This is a genomic window from Acinetobacter sp. CAU_H_29a_1, assembly GCF_058599505.1.
The window spans coordinates 326,735-342,582 of the sequence record NZ_CM178655.1 but is presented as its reverse complement, the minus strand read 5'-3'; the positions used below and the strand labels follow the sequence as shown (position 1 = coordinate 342,582).

At 42.1% G+C, this 15,848-nt stretch carries 12 protein-coding genes and 1 pseudogene; 4 read left to right on the top strand and 9 right to left on the bottom strand.

Annotated features, from left to right (window positions below; translation table 11 throughout):
• Positions 1–77 precede the first annotated feature (77 nt).
• The 4 genes from AC4MDD_RS01610 to bfr all read left to right on the top strand — a co-directional run bounded on the left by AC4MDD_RS01610 (position 78) and on the right by bfr (position 3,696).
• Positions 78–2,177, top strand: a complete 2,100-nt coding sequence (locus AC4MDD_RS01610; RefSeq protein WP_005401339.1) for a RelA/SpoT family protein — start codon at positions 78–80, stop codon at positions 2,175–2,177.
• 69 nt (positions 2,178–2,246) lie between these two features.
• Positions 2,247–2,630: a RidA family protein gene (locus tag AC4MDD_RS01605; protein WP_004691470.1), complete on the top strand. Its 384-nt coding sequence runs from the start codon at positions 2,247–2,249 to the stop codon at positions 2,628–2,630.
• A gap of 155 nt (positions 2,631–2,785) precedes the next feature.
• Positions 2,786–2,980 (top strand): bacterioferritin-associated ferredoxin, encoded by a 195-nt coding sequence (locus AC4MDD_RS01600; protein ID WP_010327639.1) that lies wholly within the window; start codon positions 2,786–2,788, stop codon positions 2,978–2,980.
• A gap of 251 nt (positions 2,981–3,231) precedes the next feature.
• Positions 3,232–3,696 carry a heteropolymeric bacterioferritin subunit Bfr gene (bfr, locus tag AC4MDD_RS01595; protein WP_004691472.1) on the top strand — a complete coding sequence of 155 codons (465 nt, stop codon included), beginning with the start codon at positions 3,232–3,234 and terminating at the stop codon, positions 3,694–3,696.
• Positions 3,697–3,852: 156 nt separating this feature from the next.
• Here the strand turns inward: bfr and AC4MDD_RS01590 are convergent, their stop codons facing one another.
• The 9 genes and pseudogenes from AC4MDD_RS01590 to gltB all read right to left on the bottom strand — a co-directional run bounded on the left by AC4MDD_RS01590 (position 3,853) and on the right by gltB (position 15,768).
• A complete protein-coding gene (locus tag AC4MDD_RS01590) occupies positions 3,853–4,785 on the bottom strand; it encodes an IS5-like element ISAha2 family transposase (protein WP_010327640.1) in 933 nt (310 codons plus the stop codon).
• A gap of 33 nt (positions 4,786–4,818) precedes the next feature.
• Positions 4,819–5,004 (bottom strand): hypothetical protein, encoded by a 186-nt coding sequence (locus AC4MDD_RS01585; protein WP_010327641.1) that lies wholly within the window; start codon positions 5,002–5,004, stop codon positions 4,819–4,821.
• Positions 5,005–5,321: 317 nt separating this feature from the next.
• A pseudogene (locus AC4MDD_RS01580) lies at positions 5,322–5,669 on the bottom strand (hypothetical protein); the annotation flags it as partial.
• A 615-nt stretch (positions 5,670–6,284) separates the two neighbouring features.
• Positions 6,285–6,845, bottom strand: a complete 561-nt coding sequence (locus AC4MDD_RS01575) for a TPM domain-containing protein (RefSeq protein WP_005401342.1) — start codon at positions 6,843–6,845, stop codon at positions 6,285–6,287.
• The gene (locus AC4MDD_RS01570) at positions 6,839–7,912 is read right to left on the bottom strand and encodes a TPM domain-containing protein (RefSeq protein WP_005401343.1); all 1,074 of its coding nucleotides are present in this window, start codon (positions 7,910–7,912) and stop codon (positions 6,839–6,841) included. Before AC4MDD_RS01570 ends, AC4MDD_RS01575 begins: the two co-directional genes overlap by 7 nt.
• A gap of 46 nt (positions 7,913–7,958) precedes the next feature.
• The gene (locus AC4MDD_RS01565) at positions 7,959–8,549 is read right to left on the bottom strand and encodes a LemA family protein (protein ID WP_005401344.1); all 591 of its coding nucleotides are present in this window, start codon (positions 8,547–8,549) and stop codon (positions 7,959–7,961) included.
• 148 nt (positions 8,550–8,697) lie between these two features.
• Positions 8,698–9,576, bottom strand: a complete 879-nt coding sequence (locus tag AC4MDD_RS01560) for a metal-dependent hydrolase (RefSeq protein WP_005401345.1) — start codon at positions 9,574–9,576, stop codon at positions 8,698–8,700.
• Positions 9,577–9,798: 222 nt separating this feature from the next.
• On the bottom strand, positions 9,799–11,220 hold the full coding sequence (locus AC4MDD_RS01555; protein ID WP_005401346.1) for an FAD-dependent oxidoreductase: 1,422 nt from the start codon (positions 11,218–11,220) through the stop codon (positions 9,799–9,801).
• A gap of 72 nt (positions 11,221–11,292) precedes the next feature.
• Entirely contained in the window at positions 11,293–15,768 is a 4,476-nt protein-coding gene (gltB, locus tag AC4MDD_RS01550; RefSeq protein WP_171054262.1) for a glutamate synthase large subunit, read from the bottom strand.
• Positions 15,769–15,848: the final 80 nt, after the last annotated feature.

The window sequence follows — 15,848 nt, the reverse complement described above, 5'->3', positions numbered from 1 at the left end:
TGACAACTCATGCAATATGTTTTTCATTAGAGGATCAGTAAAATTTTCTTGTAATTGCTACGTCTTAAAGGTGTTTTATGCCAGGCCCAATGGTCAGCCAAGCTAAACAACAGCTCAAAACTATTATCGATGCTTACTTAACTGAAAGCGACGTCGAACGAGTGCTTGCGGCCTGTGATTATGCGGATATTGCCCATGATGGTATTACCCGTAAAAGTGGCGAACCCTATATTTTGCACCCGATTGCGGTAAGCTGCATTTTAGCGCATATGCGTCTAGATCCCGAAACCCTGATGGCGGCACTTTTACATGATGTGATTGAAGACACAGACTTTAGCAAAGAAGATATTGCAGAAAAATTTGGAAAAACCGTTTCCGAACTGGTCGATGGCGTCACCAAACTTAGTCAATCCAGCGATAAAGAATATAATAAAGCCGCTTCTTTCCGAAAAATTCTGCAAGCCACATTACAAGACCCACGTGTCATTATTATTAAACTGGCTGACCGCTATCACAACATGACTACCTTGGATGCACTACGTCCCGATAAGCGTGCGCGTATTGCTCAAGAAACCTTTGATATTTTTGTCCCAATGGCACGTATTGTTGGTATGAATGAGATGGGCGATAACCTCGAACATCTGTGTTATCAAAACCTTGATCTCGACATGTATAACAATGTCCAAGAAGCCCTCCTGCAAACCAAACCCAAACGCTGTGAATATCAAAGCAAATGGGAAAATAATCTTACTGAGCTATTAAAAACCCATCAAATCTCAGGTCGAATTAAAAAGAAAAATAATAATATCGAACTGTTACGTCACTTTGTAAAAAATGACATTGATCTACATGAACTTACGCATAGTCATGCCTTTGAAATTATTCTAAATAGTATTGCTGACTGTGACCGCTTAGCCGATGTGTTGCGAGAGAGTTTTCAAGTTTTACACTTTGCAGACCATATTCGTAAACCACTCCCAGGTGGTAACCAATCGCTACTACTACGTTTAAAAGGTGAAAACACAACCTTATCAGTCACCATTCAAACCGAACTGATGCGCAAAGCTGCGCGTTTTGGTGTAGTCCTAGGCGATAGTGCTCCGCAAGCTTGCCGCTCTGCGATTCAAGCCTCGATGCAGAACTTGAATGTCTTGATCGATGGAGCCTGTGCTAAAACCACTTTTAGCGAACTGCTCGATTATTTACACCAAGAGAAAATTTGGGTGTATACCCCACAAGGTCATCTACACGAGTTACCACAAGGTGCAACGGTAGTCGATTTTGCCTACTCTGCTAGCTTATTTTTAGGTAACCATGCGGTAGGTGCGAAAATCAATGGGGAAACTAAACCACTTTCTACGCCATTGCACAGTGGTCAGGTGATTGAAATTATTACTGATGTCTTGGCCACCCCAAACCCAGATTGGCTCAGCTTTGTCAACACGCAAAAAGCCCGTCGTGCCTTACAAAATATACTGCGTGAGCAAGACATCGAAGAACAACGCCTTGTTGGACAACAAGCTTTAAATCGCGCTTTAAAGCTATTCAATGTATCCATTAAAGATTTAACCGAATCAGATTGGTTAGAACTTTTACAATGGCGACATATTGAAAGTAAAGACCAACTCTTTGAACAAATTGCCGTGGGCGATTTACTGCCGCAATTGGTTGCGAATCATTTGTTTGCGCATGACCAAAGTGCACAGGAATCTGACAGACTCATTCAAGGTACTGAGGGTGTCGATGTTAAATACGCACATTGCTGTAACCCTGTGTTGGGTGACCCAATTCAAGGACATTTATCACGCCGCGGTCTTATTGTGCATCGTGCACGTTGTCATAACCTCCTACATGAACAACATCTGCACCCTGAAAATATCATGCCGTTGCAGTGGACTAACGAGAATGAAGAAGAAATTAGTTTTACTGCATATTTATTGATTAACATGGCCATGGATGACGAACAAATTTCTGACCTAATTTATCAATGCCGTAAAGAAAAAATCGGGGTCGAAATGGTGTGTAATCAAGATGATAAGACTTATGTCAATGTTGTGGTGCACAACCGTAAGCAAATTGCAAAAATCATTCGTGATCTACGTATGCATTTTGGCTTCCCACGTATCAGTCGGTTGGCTCAACCTGTTAGTATTGCGGAAACATCGATTGCGAGTTAATTGTTTAAATCCACACATTTTAATGCCAATCTAGGCTATGATTGATGGTGAATATAATAGGAGAACACGATGTCCCGCCAAGTAATTCATACTGAAAATGCCCCTGCTGCGATCGGCACTTATTCGCAAGCAATCTTAGTCGGCAATACACTTTACCTTTCTGGTCAGATCGGTTTAGACCCATACAGTATGGAGTTGGTTGAAGGCATTGAAGCACAAATTCGTCGTGTGTTTGATAATTTAAAAGCTGTCTGTGAAGCTGCTGGTGGAACACTGGCTGATATCGCGAAGTTGAATATTTTCTTAACCGATCTTTCAAACTTCCAGTTGGTCAATCAAATTATGGGCGAGTATTTCGCACAACCTTACCCTGCACGCGCTGCACTCGGTGTGGCTAGCCTACCTAAAAATGCATTGGTTGAGATGGATGGCATTGTGATTATTAATCAATAAGTTATATTTTTTTAAGAAAAAGCCACCGATTGAGTGGCTTTTTTTTATCCAAAATTCCAATAAAGACAAATGAGATTTCAAATGATTTTTATTGACAAACGATAACAATTATCAATAATATCACTTATCTTATTTCATTCATGTGGCTTGCTGAAATGTACGTGTGCTTATGCCGTGGTATTACAGATCAAGATATTAAAGACGCTGTTGAAAATGGTGCGGGCAGTTATCGCGAAGTTCGCGAGATGCTGGATCTCGGGACATGCTGTGGTCGCTGTGCACCAGAAGCACGCTCAATCATCAGCGCAGAAGTCTCTGCGATTGCCTCACGCTTAGCTATTGCTGCCTAGATATTTTATTCGTTTTTAGAATAACCATAATTATAAACGTACTCTTTATGAGTAGCTCCTCCCCCGCTTATGACTCTAAGCGGGTTTTCCTTTTAAATGCCTAAAAATCCAATTTCCACCTCGTATGCTTTTGATTGCGATTTTCATTTGCTGTTCTATAAATTACTCGCCAAAATCCACTTTGTTGTTTAAGATATTTCTCATAAGTTATTGATATTATTTTTAAGCCGCAGTTTGAATGGAGCTTTCTCATGAAAGGCAATCGTGATGTAATTAATCAGTTAAATCAGGTGCTTTATCATCATTTAACTGCCATTAACCAAAATTTCCTGCACTCTCGTATGTTTAATGATTGGGGAATTGAGCAACTCGGTTCAGCTGAATATAAAGAGTCAATCCGTCAAATGAAGCATGCTGACAAAATTATTGAGCGCATTCTTTTTTTAGAAGGTCTACCAAACTTACAACACTTGGGTAAACTCTATATCGGCCAACATACTGTTGAAGTTCTAAACTGTGATGTCCGTAAAGTTAAAGAGAACATTGAATCCATTCAAGCCGCTGTTAAGCTTGCCGAAGAACAACTGGACTACGTTACTCGAGATCTTGTTCAAGAGATTTTAGAAAAAGAAGAAGAGTGGTTAGATTGGACAACTACACAACTCGATTTGGTTGAAACCGTCGGTGTAGAAAATTATATACAGAGTCAAATTTAAGACTTTTCTACTGTTTAAAAAAAACCTGCATATGCAGGTTTTTTACTGTTTATGCTTATTTCCAAAGATAAAATAATCATTAATTTTGAGTACAGTTCTCAGGGGCTTTGTTGCACAAAGATTTAAAAGATAACACTCTGCTCATTTGAACAGAATTCAAATGACAACTTGGGTATGAGGACGACCTAATTCTGTAAATTTGTTCAATACGGCTATGCGTGCATGAATCTCATTCACCTGACTAGAAAAACTCCTTGCTGTTAATTTATCACCTAATAGTTTGATGCAATGCATCTTGGTTTCAACTAAACTTCGACGATGATAACCAGACCATTTTTTCCAAAGCGTTCTTCCTAAACGTTTAACTGTTTTCAGTAACTCATTCCGCTCTAAAGATCTCAATTTCTGATCTTTCCATGGTTTTGCATTTTTTCTTGGCGGAATGAGCGCATGTGCATCTCGATCTAGAATGACTTGTCTGCAGTGCTTCGTGTCATAAGCACCATCGGTATAGACCGAATCAATTCGTTCATCTAAGGGAATTTGAGCAAGTAAATCACCGAGTACTTGCGAATCGCTCACATTATTTGTAGTAAGCTGTACTGCACGTATTTGCAAGGTTTCAGCATCGATACCAATATGAAGCTTACGCCATTGGCGACGATATTCAGGTCCATGTTTCTTACGTTTCCACTCACCTTCACCTAGAAACTTTAAGCCAGTTGAGTCGACGAGTAGATGTAGCCCATCACTACTTTTTTGATAGCTAATCGCAATATCAATATGTTTTTGTCTTCGACAAAGCGTACTGTAATCTGGTGCGGTCCAATTTAATCCACAAAGTTTAATCAGACTTTGAACAAAACCTGTGACCATGCGTAAAGAGAGTCTAAATAAAGATTTGATCATTAAACAGCATTGAATAGCCGTATCGGAGTAAGTTTGATTTCGACCTTGCTTGTTTTGTGGTTGTGCATACCACTGAGTGTTTGGATCAAACCAAATGGAAATGTTGCCCCAATTAATGAGAGCGCGATTATAGGAAGACCAGTTGGTTGTACGATAAGTTTTAGGAGTAGGTTTATTCATTTTGAAATTATAGGACTGAATAAACCTTATAGGCTAGGTTTGTGCAACAAAGCCATTTGGATCTAATTCAGGTTGGTTTTGCAATTGAGTGATTGCCTCAACATCCATATCTAGCACTATTGCGAGCGGAGACTGACTAAGGGAAAGCAGTTTAGCAGCCCTAAGTACTGACTTTCCCAATACAGCTGCTGGTACTACCTGCTGTTCCAATAACGTCATAGCATCACCTCAAGCTCTAATTTTACTGATCAAGCCTTAAATCTAACAATATCATACAAATTACTAGATAAAACGATCACCTATTACTGTTCGTAGCATACCAGTTATTCTTACTTGTTAGACGACCAGAAATAGTCACATAAGCTAATTTTTGCCAACACCTGATGATTCATACTTACACCACGCCCTGCTGCTTCCAAGGCAAGTTTTTGATGAACAATGATGGAACACGAACAATAAATCGACCACTATATTAACCAAGGGGGGCAGTTTTTAAATGCCGTTAGGGGGGCATTTTTACACTGCCGCTAACACAGCTATCTTCCTAATTTTTTAAAATAGGTTTCACATTTTGAAGCGGGGCCAAAATTATATTTTAAAGCGGTATTGGCTCTAGCTGTTGCATATTCAATACCTTGAATTTCACGCTGCTGAGCAAAAACTTGAATCGCAGGATGTAACTGTTCTGAGCAACTGGCATCGTTGCTAAAGTATTTTAAAGTCTTGGTATTGGAAAAATATATTGCAGCAAACAATCGCCCATCTTTAAACACAATCGCGGATGAAGCATCTAAAGTGCTTCCAGACCGACCTTCATAATACAGCGCCTCATCTGTTTTCAGTAAATATGGCGCTGAGTAATTGTCAAAATTAGATTGAAATTTGGTGGTGTTTCAAAAAGTATACTGATTATATTTTAACCACAATTGAAATCTCATAAAGCATTAAAAATATAGTGAATTTAATTTACTTATTTTCAATTTCTCTATTGACAGAATTAACTAGCATACTTTTTGAAACACCACCTGAAATTTTAGATAATCATGCTTTAACAATGTTTGAAGTTCTGTTTGGATTTTTGGATTCAAAACAATTTGAGGAATTGATGAAATATCTGAATATTGAATGAAGTCTAGTTCTTGAGCATGAGTAAAACCGGAGATTGAAAAAAGTAGAAAAAGATAATAGTGATTCTTCATATCAAATTTATTATTTTTATGTCCATATTGACTTACTTATGGATTGTTCATTTTATATGGACACTTATGGAGTATCAATAAGAGTGAAACCCTTTTGAGCGTTCATAACATTCTCCACAAATGTTTTGTTAATTTTTTATAAGCTTTTTAAGCTACTTTGTAATTAGCATGTATTATGCCAACTTTTATTATATTTATTTTTAAATAAAAAACAGCACTTTATTTCACTATTTAAAAATTTATTTTTGAGCATTGTGTTTTTATGTAAAAAACTGACAAATATTGTCAGTTTCCCTCTTTCTAGTTCAACATAATTGGCGAATTGCTCAATTCATCAGCTTTATCCTCTATTTTATTGGCATAGAAATGATCCAAAATAGTCCCAACTTCAGTAACGGCATCGACTAAAGCCTGCCGATACTGTTGCTGTGCCATTTTTGCAATAATACTTTGGCAGACCTCGTCCCACACCTGCTGTGTAGTAGCTAACTGTATTCCACGGTCAATGACAATCTCGACTTTACGCTCACACAAGTTTAAGTACAGTAAAATCCCGCTATTCAACTCGGTATCCCACACACCGAGCTCAGCAAACAGTTGTTTCGCACGTCCACGAGTATCTAAATAATAGGCTTCTCGAGCAGGCATGTGCCCTTCGATCACCACTTGGATTTCACCAATGTGCCCATGTTCAGCAGCAGATACCGCTTGCGCAATCGCATGTTGATCTTGCTGATTAAAAAAGCGTTTACTAGCTGGCATATGTAATAAATGCTTTAACCAACGCTTAAAACTCGGTTGTACAACTTCATCTAGCTTTGGTTTAGTAACGATGTCCGTCGTTTCAGTTGTTGTTACCATGACCCTGATGCTCCTCCACCGCCGAAGCCGCCGCCCCCGCCACTATATCCACCTCCACCAAAACCGCCGCCGCCACGACCTCCGCGCCCACCTCCACCGCCAGAAGAGAGAAAGAGCTGAAATATCGTTTGGGCTAAGGCCGTGATGAGTAAAAAGAAAATCCCACCACCAATTAGCAAACTGGTGACTAAACCAGCTCCATTGACCAAGCCTGCCACGATGCCTGCAACTGCAGCCGTCGAGGCACTTAAACGCTTCCCCACCACAAATGAGCCAATTGCGCCAGCAATTAAGATAAATAAAGCAGTACTAAAGGTTTTACTTTTGGCTTCCTGCTCTCGAATGGCTTGGTCTTGGCGTTCTTGTAATTCCTGCGCTGCTTGGGCTGCAACTTCAGGGTCAAGATTTAAAATACGTTCAATTTCAGTAAGCCCTGCATTGATCCCTTGAGCATACTGAGCTTGTTTAAAATACGGTGTGATTTGTTGATTAATAATGCGATTCGCAATAATGTCAGGAATGACGCCTTCCAAACCATAACCCGTAAGAATTTGCATACGTCGGTCATTAACGGCAATTGCAATCAGCAAACCGTTGTCCTGCTTTGCTGAACCGAGCTGCCATTGGTCTGCAATACGCATTGCAAAACCAAAAATATCCTCTTGACCTGTGGTCGGGACAATCACTACGCCTATTTGGGCTTTTCCTGTGTCATGCAAGGCACGAATTTTTTGGCCAATAGCTTCCTTATCTTCAGCACTTAAAATATGTGCTTGATCGATCACGGGTTCATTTAAGGTCGGTAACGCCCATATCAATTCACCTTCTGCCATATCATTGGCAATGGGTGGTTGTGGCACGGCATCAGTATTGGTAGAGCTTACCTTATTAGAACTCGCTGCTTGCTGACCTTGAATCATCTTTCCAGCAACGATTGTTTCCGCAGCACCATCTGTTGCTGTAGCAACTTCCGCCCATGTTAAAGAACTTAGACACAGCAGTCCTGATAAAATGAATGCAAGCATCCATTTATAGGAAAACCGTAAGAACTGCTGCCGTCCTATCATTCATTCACCCTATAGCTACGATTGCGTGAGATCACTGAGGTTTCAACTAGTTAAATGATACCGTTGGTGCTTTTTGCGCACTTTGCTCCGCACTAAAGTTCGGTTTGGTGTCCATCCCAATCACCTTCGCAGTCATGACTTGTGGGAACTGACGTGCATAGGAGTTAAAGTCTTGTACTGTACTAATGTAGCGATTACGCGCTACCGCAATACGGTTTTCGGTACCTTCGAGTTGAACCTGTAAATCACGGAATTGCTCATTGGCTTTTAAGTCTGGATAGTTTTCTGAGACCGCAATTAAACGCGACAATGCACCTGTCATTTGCGCCTGAGCTTCTTGATATTTTTGGAATAATGCAGGGTCTTCTAATACTTCTTTATCGACTTTTAAACCTGCCACATTGGCACGAGCCTGTGTGACCTCAGTTAGGACTTGCTCTTCATGCTTAGCATACCCCTTCACTACATTCACCAAGTTCGGCACCAAATCTGCACGGCGCTGATATTGGTTTTGTACTTCCGACCAAGCAGCTGTAACTGCCTCATCTTTGACCTGTAAGGTATTATAACCACAGCCCGATAGCGTTAACGTGCTCACAAGGGCAACAACGACAGCAGTTTTTTTCATAAAATTCATTCAGCTATCCTCTTTCTTTTGTATTTATTGCAATAACCTGATTGTAAACACATTTGATTATCCTTTTGTTACTTTTAGTTAAAGTAGCTAAAAATGAAAGAACCGAGCGATATTCACTCGGTTTTGATTATTTATTTTTATACTTAAACTAAATAGCCGCGTGCAATTCCTGCTGAAAACCTTCGAGTTGATAGTTGTCTGCCAAACGGGTTTTCCAGTATTTCAACAGTTGGGTGTAATCAATATCTGAGGGATGAAAGTTGCTTTTGTAATAAGACAGATATTCAGGCAGCAATTGCACAAACATCTTCGCCAGTAAATACAACCCAAAGAGATTCCCACCCAATTTCGGTATACTCTTTTTGTGGTCTTGTAAAAATAATCGACTGGCTGAGTAAAAAGTTAAACTGGCGAAACCTGTCGTTACACTGCGCATAATTAAACGGCGAATCTTGTCATCACCATACACATCTTGATAAACATCGAAGGCAACCGCACGATGCTCAATTTCTTCAATGGCATGCCACACCCAGAGTTTAACCGCATCATCATCCAAGGTGCTCAATACCTCAGGATGCCTTAAGATATAGCCGCCTAGCAGTGCCGTAAAATGCTCAAAAGCACAGGTGATTGCGAGCTGAATTTTAGGATGCAGGTTTTTCACATCATCATCTTTACGCGCCAACCATGCCTGAAAACGGTCGAGATTATAATCATCACGGCGCCATGCAGCATTAAATGCCGTGTGTGCTTGAGAATGCATCGCCTCTTGACCAATAAATGCCGCAATCTGCACTTGCAGATTTTCATCCTTCACTTGGTCACGTACATTACGCACGCTATGCACAAAGAACTGCTCACCTATGGGAAAAGTCGAAGACAATGCCGTCAGCAAATGTGACATGACCGGTGAATTGGCAAAATAATGCCTGCGAATGGCTTTGGGGTTGAATTGCAAACGTCGAATCGTAATACCCTGAGCTTTTGGACGATGTTGATATAGTTTTTCTGTCGTCACTTGAGTCATGTCTATTTCCTAACATTTAACCGAGCGATCTTCAGTATCTGAATTTAGAGACCGTTCACATATGGCAAAAGTGCTTAGTACGTTTGCAAATTCGTCCATTTTTATCGGACTCTCCACCAGATCTTTTTCGATTTATCCCGATCCACCTCTTTCATATCATCTCAAGCAAACAGTGATCATAAAAAACCCGCCGAAGCGGGTTTTTGTGTTGAACGATTTAGATTAAATGTCTAAATAATCCAAAATACCTTCAGCTGCTTGACGGCCTTCCCAAATCGCTGTGACAACAAGGTCTGAACCACGAACCATATCACCACCCGCAAAGATTTTCGGATTTGAGGTTTGGAATTTATAGGTTTGCTGTTCAGCCGCAACTACACGACCTGAACCATCAAGGTTAATATTCACATTTGTAAACCAATCCGCAGGGCTGGTACGGAAACCAAATGCCAATAAAACTGCATCTGCAGGTAAAATTTCTTCTGAACCCGGAATTGGTTCTGGGCTGCGACGACCACGGCTATCAGGCTCGCCAAGTTGAGTCGTAACCACTTTTACGCCTGTGACTTTACCATTTTCACCTACAATTTCAATTGGTTGGCGATTAAACAAGAAGTTCACTCCTTCTTCTTTGGCATTTTGCACTTCACGACGTGAACCTGGCATATTTTCTTCATCACGACGGTATGCACAGCTCACCACTTCTGCACCCTGACGAATCGAAGTACGGTTACAGTCCATTGCAGTGTCACCACCACCTAGGACAATCACCTTTTTACCTTCAACACTGATGTACTCGCTTGGGTCTTTTTCCCAACCTTGAGTACGGTTGACATTGGCAATCAAGAAATCCAAGGCATCATAGACACCATTTAGATCTTCACCTGCGAAGCCACCTTTCATGTAGGTATAAGTACCCATACCCATGAACACCGCATCGTATTCAGTAAGCAATTGATCGATGGTGACATCTGTACCAATTTCAGTATTTAAACGGAATTCCACGCCCATGCCCGTGAAGATTTCACGGCGACGCTTCATCACATCTTTTTCCATTTTAAATTCTGGAATACCAAAAGTCAGTAGACCACCAATTTCAGGGCGTTTGTCGAATACTACAGGTTTAACCCCACTACGCACCAAAATATCAGCACAGCCTAGACCAGCAGGGCCTGCACCAATGATCGCGACTTTTTTATCTGTCCACTTTACTGAAGACATATCTGGACGCCAGCCCAGTGCAAACGCAGTGTCATTGATATATTTTTCAGCGTTACCAATCGTCACTGCACCAAAACCATCGTTTAAGGTACAAGCCCCTTCACATAAACGGTCTTGCGGACAAACACGACCACACACTTCTGGTAGCGTGTTGGTTTGGTGACACAGTTCTGCTGCTTGGAAAATACGGCCTTCAGCAATCAACTTTAACCAGTTTGGAATATAGTTATGTACTGGACATTTCCATTCACAATATGGGTTACCACACCCTAAACAACGGTGGGTCTGATTTGCTGCCACTTCCGCTGTAAAAGGTTTATAAATTTCCACAAACTCTGCTTTGCGGACCTGAATCTCTTTTTTCTCTGGATCTTGGCGTGCTACATCCAGAAATTGAAAGTCATTGTTTAGGCGCTCTGCCATGTCTCTCTCCGTGGGTAGGTGCAGCCCGTTTATCTATCGTCTGCACCTGCCTATGTATCAGCAGTAGTGGAATTATTGTGGATCAGCTTGAGTGGTTTTCAACAAAGTCTGTAAGTTGGCAGCTTTCGGTTTCACCAACCAGAATTTACGACTGTAGAAATCAAACTCGTTACGGATCTTGTACGCCCAAGCACTACCAGTCTCAGCAATGTGTTCATCTAAGATACGGCTTAAGAACTCTTTATGTTCTTCCATCGATTCAGTCGAAATACGATTCAGCTCAATCAGTTCGTGGTTGTAATGATCAACGAAGTCATTATCAAGGTCAAGAACGTAAGCAAAACCACCTGTCATCCCTGCACCGAAGTTGTGCCCCACTTTACCAAGTACAGTCACGATACCACCTGTCATATATTCACAACAGTGATCGCCTGCACCTTCAATTACAGCGAAAGCACCCGAGTTACGTACTGCAAAACGCTCACCTGCTGTACCTGCTGCGAACAATTTACCACCCGTTGCACCATATAAACAGGTGTTACCAATGATTGCCGTTTCTTGGGTTTGGAAAGGTGAACCTTTTGGTGGGAAGATCGACACACGACCACCTGCCATGCCTTTACCCACGTAGTCGTTCGCATCACCTTCTAATCGAATGTGCAAACCACCCGCATTCCAAACACCGAGGGATTGACCCGCAGTACCCACCAAGTTCATCTTCACTGGGTGCGCTTCCATGCTGAGGTTGCCATAACGACGCGCAATCTCACCTGAAATACGTGCACCAATTGAACGGTCACAGTTACCAATGGTGAAGTGATATTCACCTGTGGTCCCAGCTTCAATTGCTGGTAGCATTTCAGCAACCATTTTCTCAGCAAGCAAGCCTTTATCAAACGGTGCGTTACCTTCAACTTCACAGTACTGCGCCTTACCTTGCGCAGAAGGATGTGACTCCAGTAATGCGCTCAAATCAAGGTGCGCATGTTTCTCCGTTTCACCTGGAAGCATTTCAAGCAAATCTGTACGACCAATCAAGTCTTTGAGGCTTGAAACACCCAACGCTGCCAGCCACTCACGTGTTTCTTCAGCAATGAAGGTGAAGAAGTTGATGAGCATTTGTGGCTCGCCAATATAATGTTCTTGGCGTAAATGATCTTGTTGAGTCGCAACACCCGTTGCACAGTTATTCAGGTGACAAATACGCAGGTATTTACAACCTAAAGCAATCATTGGTGTAGAACCAAAGCCAAAGCTTTCTGCACCTAAAATGGCTGCTTTCACCACATCTAGACCTGTTTTCAAACCGCCGTCGGTTTGAACACGAACTTTACCACGTAAGTCATTGACACGAAGTGCTTGATGCGCTTCAGAAAGACCCAACTCCCAAGGCGAACCTGCATGGTGAATTGAAGACAATGGAGAGGCTGCTGTACCACCGTCATAACCTGAAATAGTAATGAAGTCAGCATAGGCTTTTGCCACACCTGCTGCAATGGTACCTACACCCGGCTCAGACACCAGTTTTACTGAAACCATCGCTTGAGGATTGACTTGTTTTAAGTCAAAGATCAATTGTGATAAATCTTCAATCGAGTAAATGTCATGGTGCGGTGGTGGAGAAATGAGGGTCACTCCCGGCACAGAATAACGTAAACGTGCAATTAATCCATTCACTTTACCACCTGGTAATTGACCACCTTCACCCGGTTTAGCCCCTTGCGCCACTTTAATCTGCAAGACTTCAGCAGAGGTTAAATACGCAGGTGTTACACCAAAACGACCTGATGCAATCTGTTTGATTTTCGAGTTACGAATGGTGCCATAACGCGCTGGATCTTCACCGCCCTCACCCGAGTTTGAACGACCACCAATGGTGTTCATCGCAATCGCAATCGCCTCATGCGCTTCAGGAGACAATGCTCCTAAAGACATGCCTGCAGAGTCAAAGCGCGGTAAAATCGCTTCTACAGACTCCACTTGATCTAGAGCAATCGAGTTATCTGTTTTTAACTTTAATAAGTCGCGAATTGTTGCCACTGGACGGTTATTCACCAGCTCAGCATATTCTTTAAAGTCTGCATATTGACCAGAACGCACTGATTTATGCAAGGCATTGATTACGTCTGGGTTGAACGCATGGTATTCCTTATCAAAGACAAATTTCAGCAAACCACCTTGATCGATTGGTTTACGTGTTTTCCATGCGGTATCGGCCAATTTCTTTTGGTCATTTTCAAGGTCAATAAAGGTTGCACCTTTGATACGGCTCGGTACACCCGTGAAGCATTTTGAAACCACTTCTTCAGACAGACCCACCGCTTCAAACAACTGACCACCACGGTAAGAGGCAACCGTAGAAATCCCCATTTTTGAAAGGACTTTTAACAAGCCTTTTTCAATGCCTTTACGGAAATTCACTTGTGCTTGAATTGGGTCACCTAATAGCTCGCCTTTTGCAACCAAGTCATTGATCACATCATAAGCAAGGTAAGGATAAATTGCTGTCGCACCAAAACCGAGAATAACCGCAAATTGGTGCGGGTCACGTGCCAGTGCTGTTTCAACAATAATGTTGGCATCGGTACGTAAACCGACATTAATTAGATAATGGTGCACAGCACCAGTTGCCATCAATGCATTGGCAGGCAAGAAACCTTGACGAATTTTCTTATCAGACAACACCAATAAGGTTTTGCCGTCACGAATCGCTTGCGCTGCTTCTTCACAGATACGCGCAATTGCAGCTTCTAGACCTTCATCTTCCGCATAATTTAAATCGATATCTGCAATCTCATAACCCTTACGACCCAGCGTACGGATTTGATGCATTTTCGAATTTGACAACACTGGGCTTGAAATGATCAAACGATCCGCATGCTCAGGGCTTTGTTCAAAAACGTTTTGCTCACGACCTAAACACGTTTCCAATGACATCACAATCGATTCACGTAATGGGTCGATTGGTGGGTTGGTGACCTGAGCAAACTGTTGACGGAAGTAATCCGACACATGACGTACTTGGCGAGACAAAACTGCCATTGGCGTATCATCACCCATTGAACCCACTGCTTCCTGACCACTTTCAGCGATTGGACGAAGCAATTGATCACGTTCTTCAAAGGTCACCATAAACATTTTTTGTGATGCTTTAAGGTCGTCGCCTTTTAAGCCTTGATCACATAAATATTCTTCAAGCTCTGGACTACCTTGTACACGAACTGAGTTTTCACGTAACCATTCACGGTAAGGACGCATTTTTTTCAAATGCGTGCTGACATCTTTAGTGTCGAGCATTTTACCTGTGAAGGTATCAATCACTAGGATTTGACCTGGACCGACACGACCTTTAGAAATTACATCTTCAGGCTCGTAGCCCCATACACCAATTTCAGACGCCAGTGTGATGTAACCATTTTTGGTAATCACCCAACGTGCTGGACGTAAACCGTTACGGTCCAACATACAAATCGCATGACGACCATCTTGAATCACGAGACCAGCAGGACCATCCCACGCTTCCATATGCTTCGAGTTAAACTCATAGAATGCACGTAAATCAGCATCTAAAGTTTCCACGTTCTGCCATGCTGGAGGAACCAACATACGCAGTGCACGGAACAAGTCCATACCGCCGCCCACAAGAATTTCAAGCATGTTATCTAAGCTTGAAGAATCCGAGCCAGTACGGTTCACGATTGGATTGAGCTCAGTTAAACCAGGCAATAATGGGTTTTCAAACTTTGGCGTACGCGCCATCGCCCAGTTACGGTTCGCAGTAATGGTATTAATTTCACCATTGTGTGCAAGATAACGGAATGGCTGAGCCAAAGGCCAACGCGGCAATGTATTGGTCGAGAAACGTTGGTGGAACACCACAATATGTGACTCAAGACGTGGGTCTGCCAAGTCTGTGTAGAAGTCAGCAATCGCTTCAGGCATCATCAAGCCTTTATAGCTAATCACTGTTGAACATAATGTGGTTACATAAAATGAAGGGTCATTAGTAAGCTGCTGTTCTGCACGGCGGCGTGCCAAGAAGAGTTTACGGTTAAACTCAACTTCAGACACACCCATTGGGCAGTTCACAATAATTTGCTCAAATGCAGGAAGTGACTGCATCGCAATCGAACCTAAAGCATCGTTATTGGTCGGAATCACACGCCACGCCAATACTCGACAGCCTTCAGATTCAATTTCTTTAGTTAGAATTTGTTTTGCATGTGCTGCAATTGCTGGATCGAGGCTTAAAAACACCGTGCCGACAGCAAAAACTTCACTGAGTGTAATATCACTGAGTTTTTTCGCTTCTTCACGGAAAAACTGTTTTGGCATTGCTAAGAGTAAACCGCAACCATCCCCTGTCTTACCATCTGCAGCAATACCACCGCGGTGGGTCATACAGCTCAGACTGTGCATAGCAGTCTTGACAAGATCATGGCTTGCATCACCCTGCATATGGGCGATTAAACCAAAACCACAGTTATCTTTAAACTCATCCGGTTGGTATAAACCTTGAGCGGGAGCTACAGTATTAGGCGATGGCATGTGCATAGCGTACCCTTCTTTCTACAGGCCCTGTCGGGCGTCTAACAATCTAATTACTTCTTGCCGATTCGTTCAATTGA

Excerpts from the sequence above, each read along its gene's own strand:
- AC4MDD_RS01565 (WP_005401344.1), bottom strand. The coding sequence starts at position 8,549 with ATGAATTTTATGAAAAAAACTGCTGTCGTTGTTGCCCTTGTGAGCACG.
- gltB (WP_171054262.1), bottom strand. The coding sequence starts at position 15,768 with ATGCCATCGCCTAATACTGTAGCTCCCGCTCAAGGTTTATACCAACCG.
- AC4MDD_RS01610 (WP_005401339.1), top strand. The coding sequence starts at position 78 with ATGCCAGGCCCAATGGTCAGCCAAGCTAAACAACAGCTCAAAACTATT.
- AC4MDD_RS01605 (WP_004691470.1), top strand. The coding sequence starts at position 2,247 with ATGTCCCGCCAAGTAATTCATACTGAAAATGCCCCTGCTGCGATCGGC.
- AC4MDD_RS01575 (WP_005401342.1), bottom strand. The coding sequence starts at position 6,845 with ATGGTAACAACAACTGAAACGACGGACATCGTTACTAAACCAAAGCTA.
- AC4MDD_RS01590 (WP_010327640.1), bottom strand. The coding sequence starts at position 4,785 with ATGAATAAACCTACTCCTAAAACTTATCGTACAACCAACTGGTCTTCC.
- AC4MDD_RS01600 (WP_010327639.1), top strand. The coding sequence starts at position 2,786 with ATGTACGTGTGCTTATGCCGTGGTATTACAGATCAAGATATTAAAGAC.
- AC4MDD_RS01555 (WP_005401346.1), bottom strand. The coding sequence starts at position 11,220 with ATGGCAGAGCGCCTAAACAATGACTTTCAATTTCTGGATGTAGCACGC.
- AC4MDD_RS01560 (WP_005401345.1), bottom strand. The coding sequence starts at position 9,576 with ATGACTCAAGTGACGACAGAAAAACTATATCAACATCGTCCAAAAGCT.
- bfr (WP_004691472.1), top strand. The coding sequence starts at position 3,232 with ATGAAAGGCAATCGTGATGTAATTAATCAGTTAAATCAGGTGCTTTAT.
- AC4MDD_RS01570 (WP_005401343.1), bottom strand. The coding sequence starts at position 7,912 with ATGATAGGACGGCAGCAGTTCTTACGGTTTTCCTATAAATGGATGCTT.
- AC4MDD_RS01585 (WP_010327641.1), bottom strand. The coding sequence starts at position 5,004 with ATGACGTTATTGGAACAGCAGGTAGTACCAGCAGCTGTATTGGGAAAG.